Below are 17,667 nucleotides of genomic sequence, written 5' to 3'. Positions count from 1 at the left end.
CCGGGAGTACCGATGCCTGATACGGACATAAAAACGGTCGCGGAACAGTTCGTCGACCGCGTATTGCGGGCGCGCGAGTTGGAGGCCATCGAGGAGTACTGCTCGCCGCAACTGGTTTGCCACCTGCCGGAAGGCGCTATGATGGGTCCGGCAGGACTCAAGCGCGTGCTCGCTGCAGGTCTGCTGGCCTTTCCCGATGTGCGCGTGTCGCTGGATCTCTGCATTCGCGAAGGATGCCACGTTGCCTGCCGTCTCACGGTGCGCGCAACCTTTACGGGCCGCTTCGGTGAGGTGATGCCCAACGGACGAAAAATGTCCCTGACGCAGCTTTGGCTGTTTCATTTCGAAGGGCTGACCATCGCCGAAATCGAAGTCGCCTATGATACGCGGCGGGTGCGCGAGCAACTCGGGGCCTGGCTCCCCAACCATTTGAAACATTGACCGACGATCCTGCGAGGAGGGCTCCCGTGTCCGCAGACTCGAACAAGGCACTGGTGCAGCGGCATTTTGACGAGGTATTGAACGCGTGCAGCCTCGCGGCGGTGGACGAAATCTATTCCGACGGCGTTGTGTTTCACGGCCCGCAGGGGGTCATCTGCGGCCGGGGCGCTATCAAAGAGTGGATTGGCATGATGCACTATTCTTTTGAAGGCTTTTGCGCCGAAGTGGGACTGATGATCGCCGAAGAGGACCGCGTGGTGGCCAAAGTCACGGCGCGGGCCTTCCATGCCAAGCCCTTTATGGGAATGCCTGCCTCCCTGCGGCACGTGGTTATGCCGATGACGCTGATTTTCCGTGTGGAAAACGACAAAATCGCCGAACTTGAGAACGTCTACGATTCCAAGGGATTCTCAGAGGATCTGGGAGCCCCTGTTCCTTTGATGAAAAAGTTGTAAATTAGGCTTCGCCACAAGGAGAGATGGCCGAGTGGTCCGATTCCGCCCGGCGGGATCGAGATCTCGTTCCGGCGATGCCGGAACGGACTTAAAGCGCACGCTTGGAAGGCGTGAGCCCTCCCCGAAAATTGTATTTGCCACTGGAGAGATGGCCGAGTGGCTTAAGGCGCACGCTTGGAAGGCGTGAGTACTGGCACAACCGGTACCCCGGGTTCGAATCCCGGTCTCTCCGCCATAAACGCACAACCCCTTGATTTTCTGGGTTGTGCGTTTTATATTTTGGCGTGGGGTGCCCAAATTGTGCCTAACGCTCAGAAAGCCAAAATCGACCATGAATAAGCCAACCAAGCCCGCTGTGCGATCGCGTATCAACCGCAGCGGCACAAGAAGCTATTTTATTGACTACTACCACCCCGAAACCGGCGTACGTATGCGAGAAGTGGTAGGACCCCGAAAAGATGATGCGACCAGACGGTCCGTAGATGTTTACAATGAACTCATAGCGGTGTACGTCGGAGAACCGACCAAGAAGGCCAGCGAAATAAGCCTTCCGGATCTGGTGGAAGCATTCATGCGAGCGAAGAAGGGCCGTGTATCGGATGCTACGATGACGCGGTATAATATTTTGTCACGTCATTTCGTTGACTTCATGGCACGTGCTTATCCTACTGTGGAAAGAGTGCGAGATATTCGGCGTGCCACTGTTGAAGAGTTCCTGGAAGCGATGCGCGAAGGTGGCCAAGAGCCCAAGACGCTGAACGTACAACTGTACCATGTCAAGGCGCTATTCAAGCATGCTGTCGAGGAAGGGCTGCTCGCCGAAAACCCTGCGTATCGGATAAAGCCGTTCCGCAACATCAAAGTCGGCGAAGCCGCGCCTTATTGGACGGAAGACGAAGTCCATCAAATTCTTGGACAGGCGGAACAACCTTACCGTGACATCTACGAGTTCCTGTATTACACGGGCCTTCGTAAAGCGGAGTTAATGTACTTGACGTGGAACGATGTGAACCTAAAGGGCCCAGCGCCTACAATTACCGTGCAGGCGAAGGAAGGGTGGTCGCCAAAGACGATGAAGCGCCGGATCATCCCGCTGAATGAAGCGGCTGTGGCCATTATCAAGCGTCAGTCCAAATCGCCTGCGCACAATTACGTCTTCACAGGTGTCGAAGGAGGGCAAGTGCATCGTGACCGGGTGTATCACGCGTTGAAGGAAATACTTCGCGATTTGGGCTTGGAAGGCGATGTGCACCAGTGGCGGCATACATTTGCGAGTCACTTGGTAATGAAGGGAGTCGGCATAGAGACAGTGTCGAAACTGCTGGGGCACACGACAATTGAAATGACCATGAAATACGCCCATCTCGCTCCAGACCATCTCTCTGCTGCGGTCAAGTTGCTACAACTGTCGGAAACGAAACCACTGAAGTGAACCTTCGTCCCAGATCTTATTCCTGATTCCTGGCATAAGAGGTTACCAAAGAAAGGCTCTGCATTGTGCGGAGCCCATTTTCGTTAACCCTTAGCTAAGGAGAGAAGAATGCGTGTGAAGGTGTTGTGTTTAGGACGCGCCGCGAAGGAGATCGAAATTGGTGAAGGCACCACCGTGGAAGCCGCGATCCAACAGGCCGGTTTCCCCAAGGACAGTTCGTACACGCGGCATGTGAACGGCAGTCCGGCATTCGACAGTGATGTGCTGACCGAAGGGTCGGTGCTGACCCTCGTCCCCCAGGTGAAAGGCGGAGATCAGTAGACAGCATTCCTGACTGCCTACTGTAATGGGAAGAGCCCTGGTCCATTTCGACTGGGGCTCTTCTCATCTCCGGAGAATCCGATGATTCAACAGATTCAGGATCTCGTGCGCTTCTATGCGCAGAAGCATCACGTGCCGATCCAGGTGCTGTCGGACCAATGGCAGACCGAATCGTGGGATCGGGAAGGTCTAGCGGTCACCATACCGAGCAACGCCACGGTGACCAAGACTATCGGCGACATGGCAATTCTGCATGAACCGTCATTCGCAAAGTTCCTGCCGGGAAATCTGATCACATGCGATGAAATGCCCGTGGCTCGGATCGGCAAGCAATGGCTTGTGCTACTGTTTTGCTCTCAGCATCCGCCGGCTATTAGCTTTGCGAAACAGCTACTCGATCAACATCTCCCCAAGCTCTGTCGCACTTACCGCCACGAACATAAGAATCAACTCGTGGAGGCGATAGCAGGTTGTGTTGGTGATCGCAAGCGAGAGCTTCAGTCTTCCATCAGAGAAGACAGCTATGAACTGGAACGCTTGTCCTTGCAAGTGATGCAGCTTTCCCGCAAGCTGGAAACCGACCGACATCTGCTGGAGATGTTCCAGCACAGTCCGCAATGGATTCGGGCTCGAGCGAATCGTACCTTCTGCGATCTGATGAAGCTCGTCCCAGCCGTCTACGAATCCTTCCGCTTTGAAGACGAGTCGGTGATTGGTGTCACGCACGAAGTTGATATTGACTATGATGGCTACACCTACCACTTTGATCCGTACGAAGTTACTGTGAACCTGCGACAGGGAAAAGTGTTCATCGGCGGTGGTACTAACGTCAATGGTTACATTCACCCACACTGCACGGACGAAAAAAGCAATGTTTGCTGGGGCTCGTGTGGTAGCCTAATCCAGAGATTAGCAGGCGAGATAGACCTACTGGGCCTGTTTCAATTGGTGCATACATTCCTGACAAGCTATAACGCATCAGATCCGTACCAAAAGATCGAACGCTGGTCCCCAGACTACGAAGAGCCAGATGATGACGATTCTCCGTACTGTTCATGGTGTGACTCGTACGATGGGCACACGATCAGTGAATGCGACGAATGCCACTTCTGTGAATTCTGTGGCGAATACGTAGACTTGGATCACGACGAGGAAAACTGTCCCAACCGCCCAAAAGAAGAAACCGAGGAGGTAAGCCATGAGCCAGTGGCAGACGAAATCGCGGCGTGAACCGGTGCAACTTGGGATCCGTGTGCAGATAGGTGCGCTGGCCTATCAGCGATTCTTGTCGTGGGTAGACATCGCGAAGGGAGAAGTGTCTTGTCTCGGTCTAGTTGACGAAATCCACGATGCCGATTCGGGAGCGGTCACAGCACTGCTAGTGACAGACTTCTTCCTCGTGAAGCAGCGATGTTCCGCCGATGAGACCACCATGGATGCCGCAGCGGTTTCGCAGCTGATGGTCGACCTCGAACAGCAGGGCATTGATAGCCGGAAGCTTCGGTGCTGGGCACACAGCCACGGGTCTATGTCTGTATTCTGGTCGGGCACGGATGATGACTGCATCAACGGCCTAGCCAACGCGAGCTATCTGCTGTCCCTTGTGGTCAACAAGAAGCGCGACAGCATGTGCCGATTGGACGTTTTCCACCCTGCCCATCTATTTCTGACCGATTTGGTTTGGGAGATTGCCTATCCATTGATCGATGGCATGGCCGAGCAGTGTCTGACCGAATTCAAGGCGAAGGTCTTGGAGGACGGCCACATCTTCAACGGACGCCGGTCGCTGTCGAGAGATACTGAAGAACATGTGCGTGACTTAAGGGCGGCAAATGATCGTGGCATCCTAAGCAACGACGAGTTGCTGGAAGAGATGGAATGGTATTACCCGGAGGAACTCGAACGTGAAGAGAGGCCCTTCTGATGGACAACAGTCTCCGGTTCCTTCGCCAGGCAGATGCTGTCGACATGTCCCGCCTGACCTCGTTGGGTGTGACGCTGATTGGCCTGGGCAGCATCGGTTCGTTTACTGCCCTTGGGCTTGGGAAAATTGGTGTTTGCGGTTTACAAGCCTGGGATGCCGATGTGGTCAGCCCTGAAAACGTGTCTTGCCAGTTATATGGCGACGATCATATCGGCATGACCAAGGCCGGTGCGATGCTACAGTTGATGGAGCAACTCGGTGGCCACACACCGAATGCAACGGCGCAGCTCTACACCGATCAGCCTTTGACAGAAGTCGTGATCTCGGCAGTGGACAGCATGTCGGCTCGCAAACAGATCTGGCAATCGGTGCGGCAGAAGCCGGATGTGAAACTGTACATCGATAGCCGCATGGCTCTGCAGACACTAGTAGTATACTGTGTACGGCCGGGGATCCGGGAAGAACGTGTGGCTTACAGCCAAACGATTGTGCCGGATTCGGAAACACTGCAGGAGCCCTGCACCAATCGCAGCATCGGATACACCTCGATGATGGCCGGCAGCATCCTGACCGGCATGATTAGGCGCTATGTGAATGCGGAAGCGTTGCCCTTCCGCCTGGTTCTTGATCTGGCAACATTCACTTTGATGACTGACTAACCAGGAGGAATCAATTTCCCGCAATGAAAGCCAAGGGCGCATGTGACATCATCGATGCCATCGCCACCGGCGCGAAAACCGCTTGCGACAAAATCCGAGACAACCAGTGTCGCCGAAGTGGTCGCAGCCGTCGCAGGTGATGGTTGACCATAGAAGAGTCCGAGCGGGCTCTTCTTTTACTTTTTCGAAGCAGCTGGAAGCAAAACCGAGGTTTCATCTGAGTCTGTAAGGTAATCCTCAGTCTGGCGAAAATGCATGTATCTGACAATGCTGCAATTACAGTGGTCAGTGGAATATCAGTGACGACATGTACTGACTTGACTTTCCTATTGTAGATTAGTAAGTTAGAATATATCGTACCATGTCATCGCGGGATTCTATCCAGCCGAGCACCTTTAGACGAGCGAATTCTCCGCTTTACGAGCGCAGGGTTCGCTCGTGTTGTTAGTTGTCCGCGTCGATGGACCCAGACAAAAGGTGAAGCAGAAATCACGGCCGGTGAGCCAGGTGCGGTGGCAATCGAATGCTGGAGATGCCTCGGGATCTGCCCAGCTGTAGACGCAGATTCTGCCTTCCGCTTGAAGTGGGACCCCGACATACTGTGGCACGAACAATCTCGACGTCAACATGCACGGATTAAAGATGACGCATATTCTCGTTGCTGTACTACTCGGATTTCTTCTGATCGGCTGTGCCAGCAAAGAGCAGAAGGCACAGAAGCTCTTTGACCAAGGACAATATGAAGAGGTCATTCAATCATATCCCGACGTCGCAATCTCGACGCTCGCAAGGAAGCGACTGCAGCAATTGCATTCAGATTCCGTTGCCCGATCAACACACCCCGCACAACCGCTTTCTGCTGAAAACCATCAACTGCCGGAAGTGAAACGAAGCGAAGACGAACAATTCGCGTGGGGTTCACAGCCGATGCCGTACCTGATTCTGCTTGAAAAGAAGGACGACATTGCCACATATCAAACGCCCCAAGACAAAGCAACGTTCAGCGGCATTCCAGTAGATGCGCGCACCTACTCCTATGATAGAGCCGGATTGTATGGCGAGAAACTGGAGATTACAAGCTCCAGCACGAAGACACGAATACTGGAATTGCTAACGTTGAAGTACGGCAAACCAAAGTCGCAAGAAGTGAATGGTGTGTGCTGTATCAAGACTTGGGACTTGCATGACCTCTCTATCATGGCATCTGAGATGGATATGCCAGGCGATCCGTTGTGGGTACTGTTGATGGCCCCAAAGGATCGCGTCAAACCGGAAAACCGAAAGTGAAGTGATTTGCGGAAGCTCACATAGAACTGCGAAACTAAACGCGGAGTAAGCAAGTGTTCTGTTCCAAGTGTGGCACTCAATTGCCAGAGGATGCGACCTTCTGCTCGAAATGTGGCAATCAGGTGGGCGCATCGTATAGTGGTTCTGCATCACGCAGCAGTGGATGGCTCAAATCCACACGGAGAAGAGTATGGTGGGCCATCGGAATCATGTGGGTATGTGCCTTCTTGTTCTTCGCTGTGTTCTACGCGCCAATTAAGGAGCACATCTTCTACAACATGTTCGGTTACCAAGCTTCGCGAGGGATTAACGAACACATCAAAGAGATGCGCGCTCCGATATTCATGATTTGGGGTGTGCATCCCGCTCCAGAGACAGAATATTCATCCCGTGCGGATAGCGTTGACTACTATGTGCGTTGGAAAGAGTGGTTTACCGAGTTCTTGTACTTCACAGTGCCTGCCATTGTCTTGTTTGGCTTAACATTTGTGCCTCCGGTTGCGTCAGATGCCGGGGGTTCCACTTTCGCAGCTATTCCGGATTCACAGAGAGTTAACACGTCTACGGAGGACTGATGAATTCCTATCGTTACCTGCTGTGTACACTTCTGGTAGCCATTGCACTCGTAGTCTTGGGCTGCAAGTCCGGCCAGACTGCCGCGACGGAAAAGACACAAAATCCGTCCGAGTGGCTGTCACACGAGTTGCCCGTGATAAAGGCAGAGACTGAAGAAGCTAAGAAATATGGTGATCAGGGAGATGATATTGTCCGTGAAGCTGCTCGCACGGGTGTGATAAAGGGTCTAGACATCGCGAAAAGGACGGTCTACGTGGATGGTTCGCTGTGGAGCGCTCTCATGGTTGATCCTACTGGCTCCCAAGTTCTTCAGGGTTCAATGGTGAATTACATTCTTCGCCGCATAAATGAAGACCGCTTCGACATCAAAGTAATTGACTCCTCAACTGGCGAGATGCTGAAGTCAGGCAACGTAGGAAAGAAAGCGCGATAGTGTCGCTGCACAGTCAGATACATCCAGTTGGAACACTTTTCGTCTATTTCGGGAGACCCAATGAAGCAAATACGGATATTGGTTTGGTTATGCCTCGCAGCCTTGTTGATTCAGGGCTGTGGCGAAAATCAGGAATCGCTGGAGAAGAAGGCTCGCAAGGGTAAGTACGATAAGATCCTTGCCTACGTTCAGCAAAAGCAGAACGACACGACGAAGACCGCCATTGTCAGCAAGGCGGTACAGTTGCTCCTCAGTCCCGAGAATCAAAAAGGGGTCGGCAGAGACTACTTAGAAGTCTGTCTGACAACCTTCCAAGGTATGCCAGAGGAACCGTTCTGTGCCCTTGTCAAGAGTTATGCAGCAAGGAACCTTGAAGTCCGTGACATCAATCAGCTATGTAGGTCATATGTCGAAAGTCAAACGACTTGCAAGTGCATCGAAGATTTTGGAAAAGTGCTGGCTGCATCAGATCCTGCTAAGGTGGATAGTTTCTTTCAGCAGGAGATGACGCGACTGGCTCAGAATGGTGGTCTTGAAGGGGTTGCTGGTCTAATCAATACGGGACAAGGGTATGTTTCGCTGCGGACAAAAAGGCTGCCGTACATGGCCGCAGTGGTGGATGCGGCTCGTGCAATCCAAGAGGCAAATTCAAGGAGCGTGATTGCACAACGAAACCTGCCTCGCCTTGAAGATGATGTGAAGTCACTTCACATACAGCCCCTGAATACAGAGTCGCTTGAAGCGTTCATGATTGCGAATGTTGGGTGGGGGCAATATGAAGTTGCCCTCCCGCAGTACACGTACTATGGGCGTCTGCCGTCAGAAAGACACGCTGTGCTGTTCACCAAGGAAACCTCGTTTCAGTCGAAGGGGTGGTTCAACCTTTCAGTAAGACGGCTCCAGGATTCCGAAGTCCGACTGAAAGAAGATTACGGTTCCTTCAATCAAACATGGCCTGTGTACGAAGAGGTTACGTCACAGGAAGTTTCCGAATATCGCCAGAAGCAAGGAATACTTGAGGCCAAGCAAGATTCAATACGGCGGTTGCGCAACGCTGCCGAATCGGAACAAGCGCGGATAGCATCGCTAACTGGTCAGATCAAACAGTTGTTGAGCGGCAAGAGTGAAACATTATCTCAGCGAAGCGTTGAAGCCAGCAAGTCTGAACCAGCGATTTCGCAAAGTGCAGAATCAGATCCGCGTCGCGACGATGTTGCGACAGCCACGTCACAATGCCTACGTCCCGGAATTGCCGCACAAGAATCTTCCGATGCCAAAGCGTTTCTACTGTACGATAAGGCTGTCATGGTAGGAAATGCCATCAAACTTAACTCTGGGAAGGGCACAACGGGTCGGGCTGAAATCGGTGGGATAGAATCGCTCAAAGACTTCACAATTTCGTTCGCCATCAAGGTTCAAGGTATTGCAGACGAGGTGATGCTAGTGCTGCACCCGGCAGATAACTCTGCAATAGGTTGGGCCATCGGTTTCGATGAGTGGGGTATGCGAGGAGATTGCGGCACGCATCGTACATGGTCCTACATTGCGGACTTGTCTCAGAAGGGCTGCAATCGGATTGCAAGCAAGTACGGTCTGGACTTCAATGATGAGCGGTGGCACGCTGTAACTGTAAGGAATCATCATGGTGAACTTCAGGTCGGCATGGATGGTGCGACGATTATGAGTGCATCGGTTTCGCAGCCGTTCGATAAGGGAGTTCTGTCGTTTTCGGCTTGGTCTGGCGGTGAAGGCGCGGTTCATTGGGTCAAAGACGTGTGCATTTGTCCAGGTGATTTGAATTGCGAGGCAGAATAGTCAGGCCCTTTGTTTGTCTGACGACCTTGACGAGAGCATGGTCTTATGTGTTGGAGACGAATAGCATCAAAACATTTGCCGGTTCCTGCTTCGCCCGAGCGCTGATCACGAAGCGCCGGATGTCGACATATCCTGATCACCCGAGAGTCTCGATTGCCCAAGGCATGCTTCGCCGGCAAGCGTAACTGGCTCATCGAATACTGGGAAATGTTGTACGATGCGAGTCATATATCCTTCTGAGATCGCAGCACGACGCGATACCAGAGTTTCAAGTCCACATGTCGCGGAGAATACTATGAAGACATCAGTCCAATCTTTGATGGTGGTTGTTTGGTTTCTCGTGGTCCTGTCGGGATGCTCTCGAAGTGAATCGCCAACATTGTTTTCGATCTATGAAAAGGGCAAGTATGGCTTTATCGACCGAAACGGAGCAGTTGCAATCGTGCCGAAATATGACGCAGTCAGAGAATTCTCTGACGGGATGGCTGCCGTTCGTGTAGGGAATCAATGGGGTCTGGTCGATCCAAAGGGACAGCACGCGATTGCGCCGAAGTATTCCGAGCTTGGCAAACTTTCGGACAACAGAGCTTGCGCGAAAGAAGGTGGGAAATATGGCTATGTGGACGCCAAAGGAGTTATGGTGATCGCGCCGCAATATGACGGAGCTAGCGACTTTTCGGACGGTAGGGCAGCGGTGAAGCAAGGAGACAAATGGGGTTTCATAGATGCACAAGGGAAGATGATAACCGCCTTCGAATTCCGTCTTGCTCAAGACTTCTCACGTGGCTATGCTGCGGTCGCGGTTGATCGCAAGTGGGGATTCATCGACAAGTCCGGAAAAATTGCCGTCGAGGCGAGGTATGATTCGGCGCTCTCCTTTTCAGAGGACATGGCACCTGTAAAATCTGGTGGAAAGTGGGGTTACATAGACACGAAGGGTAAGATTCACATCAACCCTTCGTTCGGTGCCGCATTACCATTCTCAGGAAAACTTGCTTGTGTTCTGGTCAATGGGTTGTATGGCTTTGTAGACACACAGGGACGTGTAACAATTCCAGCCGTATTCCGACGCGCTACGGATTTCAGCAATGGGATCGCCGCCGTGGATAGCGGGCGCGGGTGGCAGTATATACGCAGAGACGGAAGAGTCGCGTTCGACAGTCACTTTGCAGAAGCGCATGCGTTTCGAGGGGATCTTGCCTTGGTCGGAGCGGACACGTGCAGCATGTATATCGACGGGTCAGGTAAGACGGTATGGCGAGGTCAGTGTCGACCGACTGGCATCCAGCGAGATAACAACTCTACGCCTCTGTTTCCTGTTCTTCGGGATAATCTATGGGGCCTCGCCGACGCTCATGGCACACTTCATATCTCCGCACAATATCAAGAAGTCGGCAGATTCGGGGAGAATATGTTACCGGTGAAGTCCCAAGGACATTGGGGATATATTGACTCTGCAGGATCTGTGGTTGTCCCATTGAACTTCGATGCTGCCAATCCGTTCTCGGAAGGGCTGGCAGCAGTGAAGAAGGATGATCGCTGGGGTTACATCGATTGTCATGGCCAGACCGTGATACCCTTCCAATATGCCACCGCGAACGGATTCGCTGGTGGTTTAGCCACTGCCAGTCTCGGTGCCAGTCCTGATAAAGTTGTTTTCATCGACAAGAGTGGTCACGTGGCAATTGCGGACGACTTCGCCGATGCGGCGAATTTCTGTGATGGTTTCGCGTTAGTACGGAAGGACAGTTGCTATTTCATTGATTGCACTGGCCAACCAGTGTTCGGAAGATCCTTTGATGATGCACTCGCCTTTTCTGATGGTCTAGCTGCAGTACGTTTGCATAACAAGTGGGGCTACATTGACGTCCATGGTCAGATAGCGGTTTCACCACAGTACGATGAAGCGAAGCGCTTCTGCAACGGCTTTGGACCCGTTAGGAAAGACTCGAGGTGGGGTTTTATCCGCGAAGACGGAACGCTTGCGATAGAGCATCGATTCCTAGACGCTGAAGCGTTTGGCTGCGGCCGCGCGGCTGTCAGAACTTCTTCCGGTTGGGGATTCATTGACAAGCAAGGGCGCATTGTTATCAAGGCTGAGCACGATTTTGTAGAAAGCTTCAACAATGGAATCGGCATCATCGGAACAGTTAACACTGCGAGCGAGACTAAGTACAAACAGTTTTCACAAGACGCCGGAATGGGCACGATGTTTTTCATGCTACGGAAGGTAGAGAAGCATGTTACCAAGTCCAGAATGTATGTTGATTCTACCGGTACACAAATCACCTTGGCAAGCAAAGCGTTCTCGGTCCAATAGAATCTTATCGCCCGCCAGAGCGTGGACACGTCTGACTACCGTGAACTTGCGGTTACATAACAGGAACTTACAAACAGCACGAGGAATCCCCCATGTCTTACAGAATGATATGTCTGATCGGGCTTGCGCTTGTCGTCGGCCCCCAAGTTGCTGAATGCGGAAAATGGCGACAACAGAAGGTTCCATGCGAAATTCGGCATGAGGCAACAGATATGCTGAAGAATGATCTTTGGGATGTATGTTTTGCCAGCGCCGAAAATGGGTGGATTGTCGGCGGTACGTTTGGGCGTGTATACAGGCAAGGGGTCATTTTCCATACTGTCAATGGCGGGCAAACGTGGGTTGAACAGTCGAAGGGCAAAGGCATTGAAGTCGCAGATCGATTTGGCGCGAAAGCAATTCCAGAACTCTATTGCGTAACCTGCATAGGCGCTAACAACGTCTGGGCATGCGGCGAAGAAGGTGCCATCCTATTCTCGAGCAACGGAGGCGTGGCGTGGCAAGTTCAACCTTCAGGGTCTAAGGAAACGTTGAGATGCATTAGAATGCGAAACGCCAAGAGCGGTTGGGCGTGTGGCGACAAAGGAACACTCCTAGAAACCTCAGATCGCGGTATCACTTGGGCAAAACGTGACATGGAGAACGCAGGCGATTTGAAGTGCCTTGTGATCTTGGATTCGATGAAGGTAATAGCCGTTGGCAGCGGAATCCAGATTACGACTGATGGCGGTCAGCATTGGTCGAAGCCAGAGAATTCGCCGGGGGGACTGTTGAGCGTGACCCGAACAGACAGTTTGAGCATCTGGGCGGTGGGCGAAAACGGAACAATAGCCCATTCATCTGACGGCGGATTGACATGGAAGTCACATGCAAACGGCGAGTGGAAATTTGGAGATATTGGTTTTGCAGATGCGAAGACGGGATGGATAGTTGGCGCTGGTTCGAGTATAATCAACGGCTATGGCGCGTTGTATAAGACAACGGACGGCGGGGAAACATGGAACGTCGATGTGCAAGGGGGTGTCATTGAGGAGACAGATAAGAACGGATGGACTACTGAGAAGGAGTCGCAAATTTGGCGACTGCAGGGACTATGGGTCTCAAAGAGCAAGGCTGCCTGTGCAGTAGGTTTCAGAGGAATGGTAATGAGACATTCCAATTAGTAACACAACTTGCCGGCGCATGCTTATGTTCAGACCCATCAGTCAGCAGGTGCTTTGCCAGTGAGGTAACCTGATAGCCGCAGGCTTCGCACTTCCTGCTTACCTGCTAGAGATATCGTTACAAAACAGTGTGCGTAGCCAAGTTGCTTTCGCCACGAATTGCAGAGGAAGGCCATGTTCATGGCCTTTTCTTTTTGGCATAAGAGGCAAACAGGAGGTGGCATGATCGATCCGTTTGCCCAGCGCGTGTTGGATTTTCTGGATGAACTGGGGGTAAGGCGTTCTGAACTGCGGTATCGTGGCGGCACCGAGGGCAATGTCTTCGACCTGCACCAGAACGTGGTGATTGATACCGAGATGTTCTACTGGGACCTGTCCGGCAACGTTCCAGCGAAGACTCTGGCCGTATGGACTTTCCCATTGTTCGGCGTGCCGGAAGATAAGCTGGCCTTGGTTGCAGAGTATGTCGTCCGGGCAAACTATGGCTGTTGGCATGGGCATCTGGAGATGGAATACTGCCCAGGTGGAAGAGTGGGGTTCTCCACAAGTTTGTGCTGCGATGGAGTTGAACCGGGTTTTGCCGCGCTCCGGAACTGGCTTCACACGAGCTTCTGGCGTACCTGGGAGCATGCCCCGTTCATTCGTAAGGTCATTGCCGGAGAGATGACTCCGGTGGAAGCGCTATCGGCGCTGGAGGAGGCCGCACGGACTACCCGTTGATTTCACCGGAGGCGCCGGCGGAGTTCGCTGGATTGCCGTCGGCGGCAGTTGCGCTGATTCGCCGATCGCGTGAAGAGAAAGTGGAAATGCGCCGGTTGGAGAGAGAACGCGCCTTGGCCGCGGGCGTTGCGGCACAAGCGGTGCTGGATTGCATAGACCAGCGTATAGCTGAACTGGATGCCAGCCGTAATGTGTTGCTGGGTAAGATTGCAGGGCTGATGCCGGGCTACAATCAGGCATTAGATTGGGCATGCACCAACGCGAGATTCAACCCAAGTATAGGCTCGGTGCGGTACTACAAGCGGAATGGTGGGTACTTCACCTTTGGAATGCCGGGTCGCGAAATCTTTGCCGTAAACCGGAAAAATAAATAGCCCCAGCGGTAATGTTGGGTCTATGAGAGGGAAAAGGGCTCGCGAATGCGGGCCTTCTTTTATTATTGCCGCCGTCCGATTTCTGCTAACAATCCACGGTTTTGCCCCGGTTATTGCGCTTACCCAGGTCGTAAAGTTGGATATGCCAACAATGCCGTTTTAGAATGCCCTAAATCCTTGCGTATTTGCCCCGCAGAGCCATTTTCTAACTTCGGACGACCCCAAACTGCTTTAGCGCGGCTAACTTAACAGCGGAGCTTCCAAGGCCTGAAAATCGAATCCGCTGAAAAACCCAAAAAATAAATTTGTACTGTGGTTTTGGGACCTGGTTTGAAAGAATCCTTCCACCCACGGGCTTGGGAGATCCTGGCAGGTTTAGTTGAACCCATCGGTCTTCCCGAAAGCATGCTTTTCCCTTGTAACCGAATAGGAAGTCCCGTAACCGTACGGTAACTGTTGCAAGTGCAGTATTTGCGCAGATGTAACCCTGTAACCGGTTTCTGTCCGACACCCCCGCCAATATTCATGAAGCCAATGCAGATAAAGAAAAATCCCAGTCTTCATAAGCTGGGATTCTTCTATGGAAGTGGGTATCGTTCATTTCGGGTTACAAGGTTACATCACTATGAAGGCCTTGGTTACAACCAGGTAACAGACAAGTTACAATGCCGGGTGATCGGTTACAGAATCTTCTTTCAGCGGCTTCTTCACCTGGTCGTCAGCCCCGATCAATTCGGTCCCGTCAAAGCCAGTCAGCTCCAAGCCCATGGTCTTCGCCTTGTCCACATCAATCAACAAACACTTCTTGATTTTGTCTTCTTCGCGTGAAGGGCCAAGGTAAGGGAAGCGGACAGTGTGATTCGTCGCCTTCACGTAATCGCGGGTCTTGAACTGCTTCAGGTATGCGGCGTCGTCTAGGACTTCCCCGTCAAAACCAAGATGCCGAAGATTGGCTTTGAAGGTTTGGACGGCGGTCTTCAGGTGAAGGGCCAGCACTGGATGCTTAGGATCGGAACCCGTCGGGATCACATGGCTGAAGTCAACATACTTCGTCAGCAGGTTCTTTTCGACCATGATGGCAAGTTGTTCCAATAGCATGTCGGCGGCCAACTTCACCTGCCCGCTATCGTTTCCCGCGATTTCTTCAAGCTGAATCTTCAGTGCCGCTTTAAGATCAATGCGTCCCGACAAATCAACACCCCACTGCATGGCAAACTGTTGCATCAGGTCAAGCCCAAAGACCATGGCGGCCAAATTTGCAGCTGGGCGCGGTTGGATACTGGTTCCAGCCAACAGCGTCCGCATTTTGGCTTCGGCAGCGGCCAGGCCCACTTCCACATCGGCATTTAGACAGAACTGAATGTACCTGTCCATGAAAGCCGTAAGGTCAAGCTGTCGAAGGCTTCGAAATGCCTGCTGCATATCGGGTCGGTTCTTGATGGCATCTGTGAAGCCTGCCACCAGCACACGTTCCATGACAGCCGTCTGGTTCACTTTTGATTCACCGCACACGACCACAGGGGCTTGCAGATGGTAGTGGATGACACCTTGGTCGCCTGTCCCCTTATCTTCGATTTCACCGCGATAGATCTTGCGGATCAGGCGGCCGATATCCAACACTTGAAAGTCGCGCATATCCCATGGCTTGAATTCGTCCAGAACGATGGGAACGGCGTTGGTGCTGCATAGCAGTTTCAACATCGGGAAGGGCTTCATGGTGCAACTGTAGACCGTAGGATCTACATAACCTTGTAGTGTCAGCATCAATTCCAGAAGACTGGTCTTACCCCCACCCGCTGTGCCGTAGCAAAACAGGATGGGGAAACTGCCTGCCACTTCCATGATACGCGGCTTCAATGGCGCGGCAAAGAACCAACCTAGAATTGGCAATATGACTTCTGGCAAATTGACAGTCAGAATGCTGCCGAAGAAGCCGCTGGCCAGCGCTGTATACGCAGTGTCGTCAAGGTGTTGATATTGGACACGCGTGTGCAATGAATCGGCGCTGCGATCATAAGGTATGATTGTTAGCGGGTCGATATAGCCCGCTGCGCTGATGTTGATGTTCTTGGTCACCCATAAGTCGTTCTGCAGACCTATTATTCGTGTCCCTTGCTTGCGGTGGTTCACCTGTGATACAACGTGCTGGCACACGTCAATCAATTGCAGGTCGCTGCCATGGAAGGTACATTCGCTGTGCCCCAGGGCTTTCATAAACTTGGAACGTGTATGCCAATCCACATTTTCTATCCTGACGTCATCCCACGACTGTCCCGACCGGTGATTGATCGTGCACGTCAGAACATCCCCGTCCGGTAACAGAAGAAGTTCCTTCGTCTCGATCGTGAACGGCGTCAGCATTTCGAAGGCGCCTTCTTTCCCCAATCTTCCATAACAACCGTCTTGTTCAACGATGTTGGACTGGATCGGATCACGGCGTGAACCATAGCCAGCGGGCGCATTCGGGGACCCCTTGTGAAGGTCGAACACGACACCTTGCTTCATGAACACGTCATAGGTCTGGGGACCGTGAAAGTGATCCAGGATTTCGTCACGTATGCGGTCAATTTCGTGTTGGCTGAAATTTGCGGCATCACGCTTGCTGATTTGGACAAAGCGCTCCCAACCACCTTTGAAGACGATGTAATTGCTGCCCACACCAAGCCAAGCGTCATACGCGAAGCGTTCCGGGTGCACTTCGAATAGCTGAATCACCGGGCAGTTCTTCACCATCTGTTCCAAGCCCGGCCGGTTCAGATCCAGCAAGGCGGCGCCGGTCTTCTTCGCTACTGTTTTTGTGGATTCCAACGAAAAGGTTAGTTCATCCACCATCTTCGTCCGGACAGGTGTCGCATTGCGCAGCACGTCTATCGCATTGCTAATGGGCTGCCAACTGTCCGGGGACACGAAAGTGCTACGCTTGCCACTAAGCCGGTGTACACCCAGCGGTAGTTTCAGCAAACTGCCGTATGCGGTCCGGTGATCTTGTTTCGGGAACACTTCAACTTCGATGTCAGCAGGGATGGCTTCAGCGCACTGCTTAATTCTTTCTGCGATGCCACGCGCCGCACTTGCGGACACAGGACGGTCGAAGAAGAATAGTAGGTGATAGCCACGCCTGCCACTGAATTCCGGCACGGGTTGAAGACCTAGGGATTCTGCGGCACGAATTAGATTCGTGGCCACTTTCTGTAGTTCCGCGTGTTGTTCATCCGATGGGGACCCGTCGGTAAGTACTTCCTTGCGAAGATCAATGTCAAGGCATAGGAACTTGACTTCGTTCCGATCGTCGATCTGATAAATTCCTATGGTATGATCGCCTGATAAGTGTTTTAGTATTTCGTCTGTGGTAAGGGGTCGTTCAGTCTTTCTGTAGGTTCCGTCGCTATTCTGTACTGCGAAACAATCGTCCCGCGTGATCATTTTGTCCAGCAGTTCTTCTGCTGTCGATTTGCATTCTATTTGCATATAACTTCCTGCGTTTGTCATAAATCATGGCCTTCAGGGCCTTCTGTGCAGCTACGAATTTCTGCACGTTGACGACAGCGGTGCCAAGGCGAACGCTGCGTTCCAATTCCCGCACCGCTTCTGTGTCGTCGAATTCGAAATACATTTCTTCTGTGATGTCGTCTATGACATAGTCGATCATTCGATGGTCTGATGACAGGATCGTAGCGGCAACCGCGAAATCCTTTGTCGAAAATGTTTTGTTGGTCATGTTAGGTGTCCTTATGTTGTGTAGTAGTT

General features: G+C 52.3%; 16 protein-coding genes and 1 tRNA gene. 15 read left to right on the top strand and 2 right to left on the bottom strand.

Going from position 1 to position 17,667, the window contains the following annotated elements:
* The first annotated feature begins 12 nt into the window (after positions 1-12).
* From VGL38_01230 to VGL38_01160, 15 genes are all read left to right on the top strand, one after another.
* Positions 13-441: an ester cyclase gene (locus tag VGL38_01230; GenBank protein HEY3294040.1), complete on the top strand. Its 429-nt coding sequence runs from the start codon at positions 13-15 to the stop codon at positions 439-441.
* A gap of 26 nt (positions 442-467) precedes the next feature.
* Positions 468-896, top strand: coding sequence for an ester cyclase (locus VGL38_01225; protein HEY3294039.1), 429 nt, complete (start codon positions 468-470; stop codon positions 894-896).
* 142 nt (positions 897-1,038) lie between these two features.
* A tRNA-Ser gene (locus VGL38_01220) sits at positions 1,039-1,131 on the top strand.
* Between the two features lie 96 nt (positions 1,132-1,227).
* Positions 1,228-2,328, top strand: a complete 1,101-nt coding sequence (locus tag VGL38_01215) for a tyrosine-type recombinase/integrase (GenBank protein HEY3294038.1) — start codon at positions 1,228-1,230, stop codon at positions 2,326-2,328.
* A gap of 108 nt (positions 2,329-2,436) precedes the next feature.
* Positions 2,437-2,649 (top strand): MoaD/ThiS family protein, encoded by a 213-nt coding sequence (locus VGL38_01210; GenBank protein ID HEY3294037.1) that lies wholly within the window; start codon positions 2,437-2,439, stop codon positions 2,647-2,649.
* 81 nt (positions 2,650-2,730) lie between these two features.
* On the top strand, positions 2,731-3,879 hold the full coding sequence (locus VGL38_01205) for a hypothetical protein (protein ID HEY3294036.1): 1,149 nt from the start codon (positions 2,731-2,733) through the stop codon (positions 3,877-3,879).
* Positions 3,848-4,573, top strand: coding sequence for a hypothetical protein (locus VGL38_01200; protein HEY3294035.1), 726 nt, complete (start codon positions 3,848-3,850; stop codon positions 4,571-4,573). The genes VGL38_01205 and VGL38_01200 overlap by 32 nt, the downstream gene beginning before the upstream one ends.
* Positions 4,573-5,232 carry a ThiF family adenylyltransferase gene (locus tag VGL38_01195; GenBank protein HEY3294034.1) on the top strand — a complete coding sequence of 220 codons (660 nt, stop codon included), beginning with the start codon at positions 4,573-4,575 and terminating at the stop codon, positions 5,230-5,232. The genes VGL38_01200 and VGL38_01195 overlap by 1 nt, the downstream gene beginning before the upstream one ends.
* Before the next feature lie 642 nt (positions 5,233-5,874).
* Positions 5,875-6,519 (top strand): hypothetical protein, encoded by a 645-nt coding sequence (locus VGL38_01190; GenBank protein HEY3294033.1) that lies wholly within the window; start codon positions 5,875-5,877, stop codon positions 6,517-6,519.
* 574 nt (positions 6,520-7,093) lie between these two features.
* Positions 7,094-7,528 carry a hypothetical protein gene (locus VGL38_01185; GenBank protein ID HEY3294032.1) on the top strand — a complete coding sequence of 145 codons (435 nt, stop codon included), beginning with the start codon at positions 7,094-7,096 and terminating at the stop codon, positions 7,526-7,528.
* Between the two features lie 60 nt (positions 7,529-7,588).
* Positions 7,589-9,343 (top strand): hypothetical protein, encoded by a 1,755-nt coding sequence (locus VGL38_01180; protein ID HEY3294031.1) that lies wholly within the window; start codon positions 7,589-7,591, stop codon positions 9,341-9,343.
* A gap of 295 nt (positions 9,344-9,638) precedes the next feature.
* Positions 9,639-11,663: a WG repeat-containing protein gene (locus tag VGL38_01175; protein HEY3294030.1), complete on the top strand. Its 2,025-nt coding sequence runs from the start codon at positions 9,639-9,641 to the stop codon at positions 11,661-11,663.
* A 92-nt stretch (positions 11,664-11,755) separates the two neighbouring features.
* Positions 11,756-12,826, top strand: a complete 1,071-nt coding sequence (locus VGL38_01170) for a hypothetical protein (protein ID HEY3294029.1) — start codon at positions 11,756-11,758, stop codon at positions 12,824-12,826.
* A gap of 222 nt (positions 12,827-13,048) precedes the next feature.
* On the top strand, positions 13,049-13,546 hold the full coding sequence (locus VGL38_01165) for a hypothetical protein (protein ID HEY3294028.1): 498 nt from the start codon (positions 13,049-13,051) through the stop codon (positions 13,544-13,546).
* Complete coding sequence (locus VGL38_01160; GenBank protein HEY3294027.1) at positions 13,543-13,920, top strand: hypothetical protein; 378 nt, start codon at positions 13,543-13,545, stop codon at positions 13,918-13,920. Before VGL38_01165 ends, VGL38_01160 begins: the two co-directional genes overlap by 4 nt.
* A gap of 660 nt (positions 13,921-14,580) precedes the next feature.
* On the opposite strand, the gene VGL38_01155 is transcribed toward VGL38_01160, so the two are convergent.
* Positions 14,581-17,388, bottom strand: a complete 2,808-nt coding sequence (locus VGL38_01155) for a hypothetical protein (protein ID HEY3294026.1) — start codon at positions 17,386-17,388, stop codon at positions 14,581-14,583.
* Positions 17,306-17,638, bottom strand: a complete 333-nt coding sequence (locus tag VGL38_01150; GenBank protein HEY3294025.1) for a hypothetical protein — start codon at positions 17,636-17,638, stop codon at positions 17,306-17,308. The genes VGL38_01155 and VGL38_01150 overlap by 83 nt, the downstream gene beginning before the upstream one ends.
* Positions 17,639-17,667: the final 29 nt, after the last annotated feature.

Source organism: bacterium (genome assembly GCA_036504735.1).
In the GTDB taxonomy this organism is placed as follows: Bacteria; Electryoneota; RPQS01; order RPQS01; family RPQS01; genus DASXUQ01.
Note: the sequence above shows the minus strand (reverse complement) of the source record. Positions and strands in the feature narration are given on the sequence as shown.

What these genes read in the sequence shown, in the direction of transcription:
- VGL38_01230 (HEY3294040.1), top strand. Translation starts at nt 13, where the DNA reads ATGCCTGATACGGACATAAAAACGGTCGCGGAACAGTTCGTCGACCGC.
- VGL38_01215 (HEY3294038.1), top strand. Translation starts at nt 1,228, where the DNA reads ATGAATAAGCCAACCAAGCCCGCTGTGCGATCGCGTATCAACCGCAGC.
- VGL38_01210 (HEY3294037.1), top strand. Translation starts at nt 2,437, where the DNA reads ATGCGTGTGAAGGTGTTGTGTTTAGGACGCGCCGCGAAGGAGATCGAA.
- VGL38_01205 (HEY3294036.1), top strand. Translation starts at nt 2,731, where the DNA reads ATGATTCAACAGATTCAGGATCTCGTGCGCTTCTATGCGCAGAAGCAT.
- VGL38_01200 (HEY3294035.1), top strand. Translation starts at nt 3,848, where the DNA reads ATGAGCCAGTGGCAGACGAAATCGCGGCGTGAACCGGTGCAACTTGGG.
- VGL38_01195 (HEY3294034.1), top strand. Translation starts at nt 4,573, where the DNA reads ATGGACAACAGTCTCCGGTTCCTTCGCCAGGCAGATGCTGTCGACATG.
- VGL38_01190 (HEY3294033.1), top strand. Translation starts at nt 5,875, where the DNA reads ATGACGCATATTCTCGTTGCTGTACTACTCGGATTTCTTCTGATCGGC.
- VGL38_01185 (HEY3294032.1), top strand. Translation starts at nt 7,094, where the DNA reads ATGAATTCCTATCGTTACCTGCTGTGTACACTTCTGGTAGCCATTGCA.
- VGL38_01180 (HEY3294031.1), top strand. Translation starts at nt 7,589, where the DNA reads ATGAAGCAAATACGGATATTGGTTTGGTTATGCCTCGCAGCCTTGTTG.
- VGL38_01175 (HEY3294030.1), top strand. Translation starts at nt 9,639, where the DNA reads ATGAAGACATCAGTCCAATCTTTGATGGTGGTTGTTTGGTTTCTCGTG.
- VGL38_01170 (HEY3294029.1), top strand. Translation starts at nt 11,756, where the DNA reads ATGTCTTACAGAATGATATGTCTGATCGGGCTTGCGCTTGTCGTCGGC.
- VGL38_01165 (HEY3294028.1), top strand. Translation starts at nt 13,049, where the DNA reads ATGATCGATCCGTTTGCCCAGCGCGTGTTGGATTTTCTGGATGAACTG.
- VGL38_01155 (HEY3294026.1), bottom strand. Translation starts at nt 17,388, where the DNA reads ATGCAAATAGAATGCAAATCGACAGCAGAAGAACTGCTGGACAAAATG.
- VGL38_01150 (HEY3294025.1), bottom strand. Translation starts at nt 17,638, where the DNA reads ATGACCAACAAAACATTTTCGACAAAGGATTTCGCGGTTGCCGCTACG.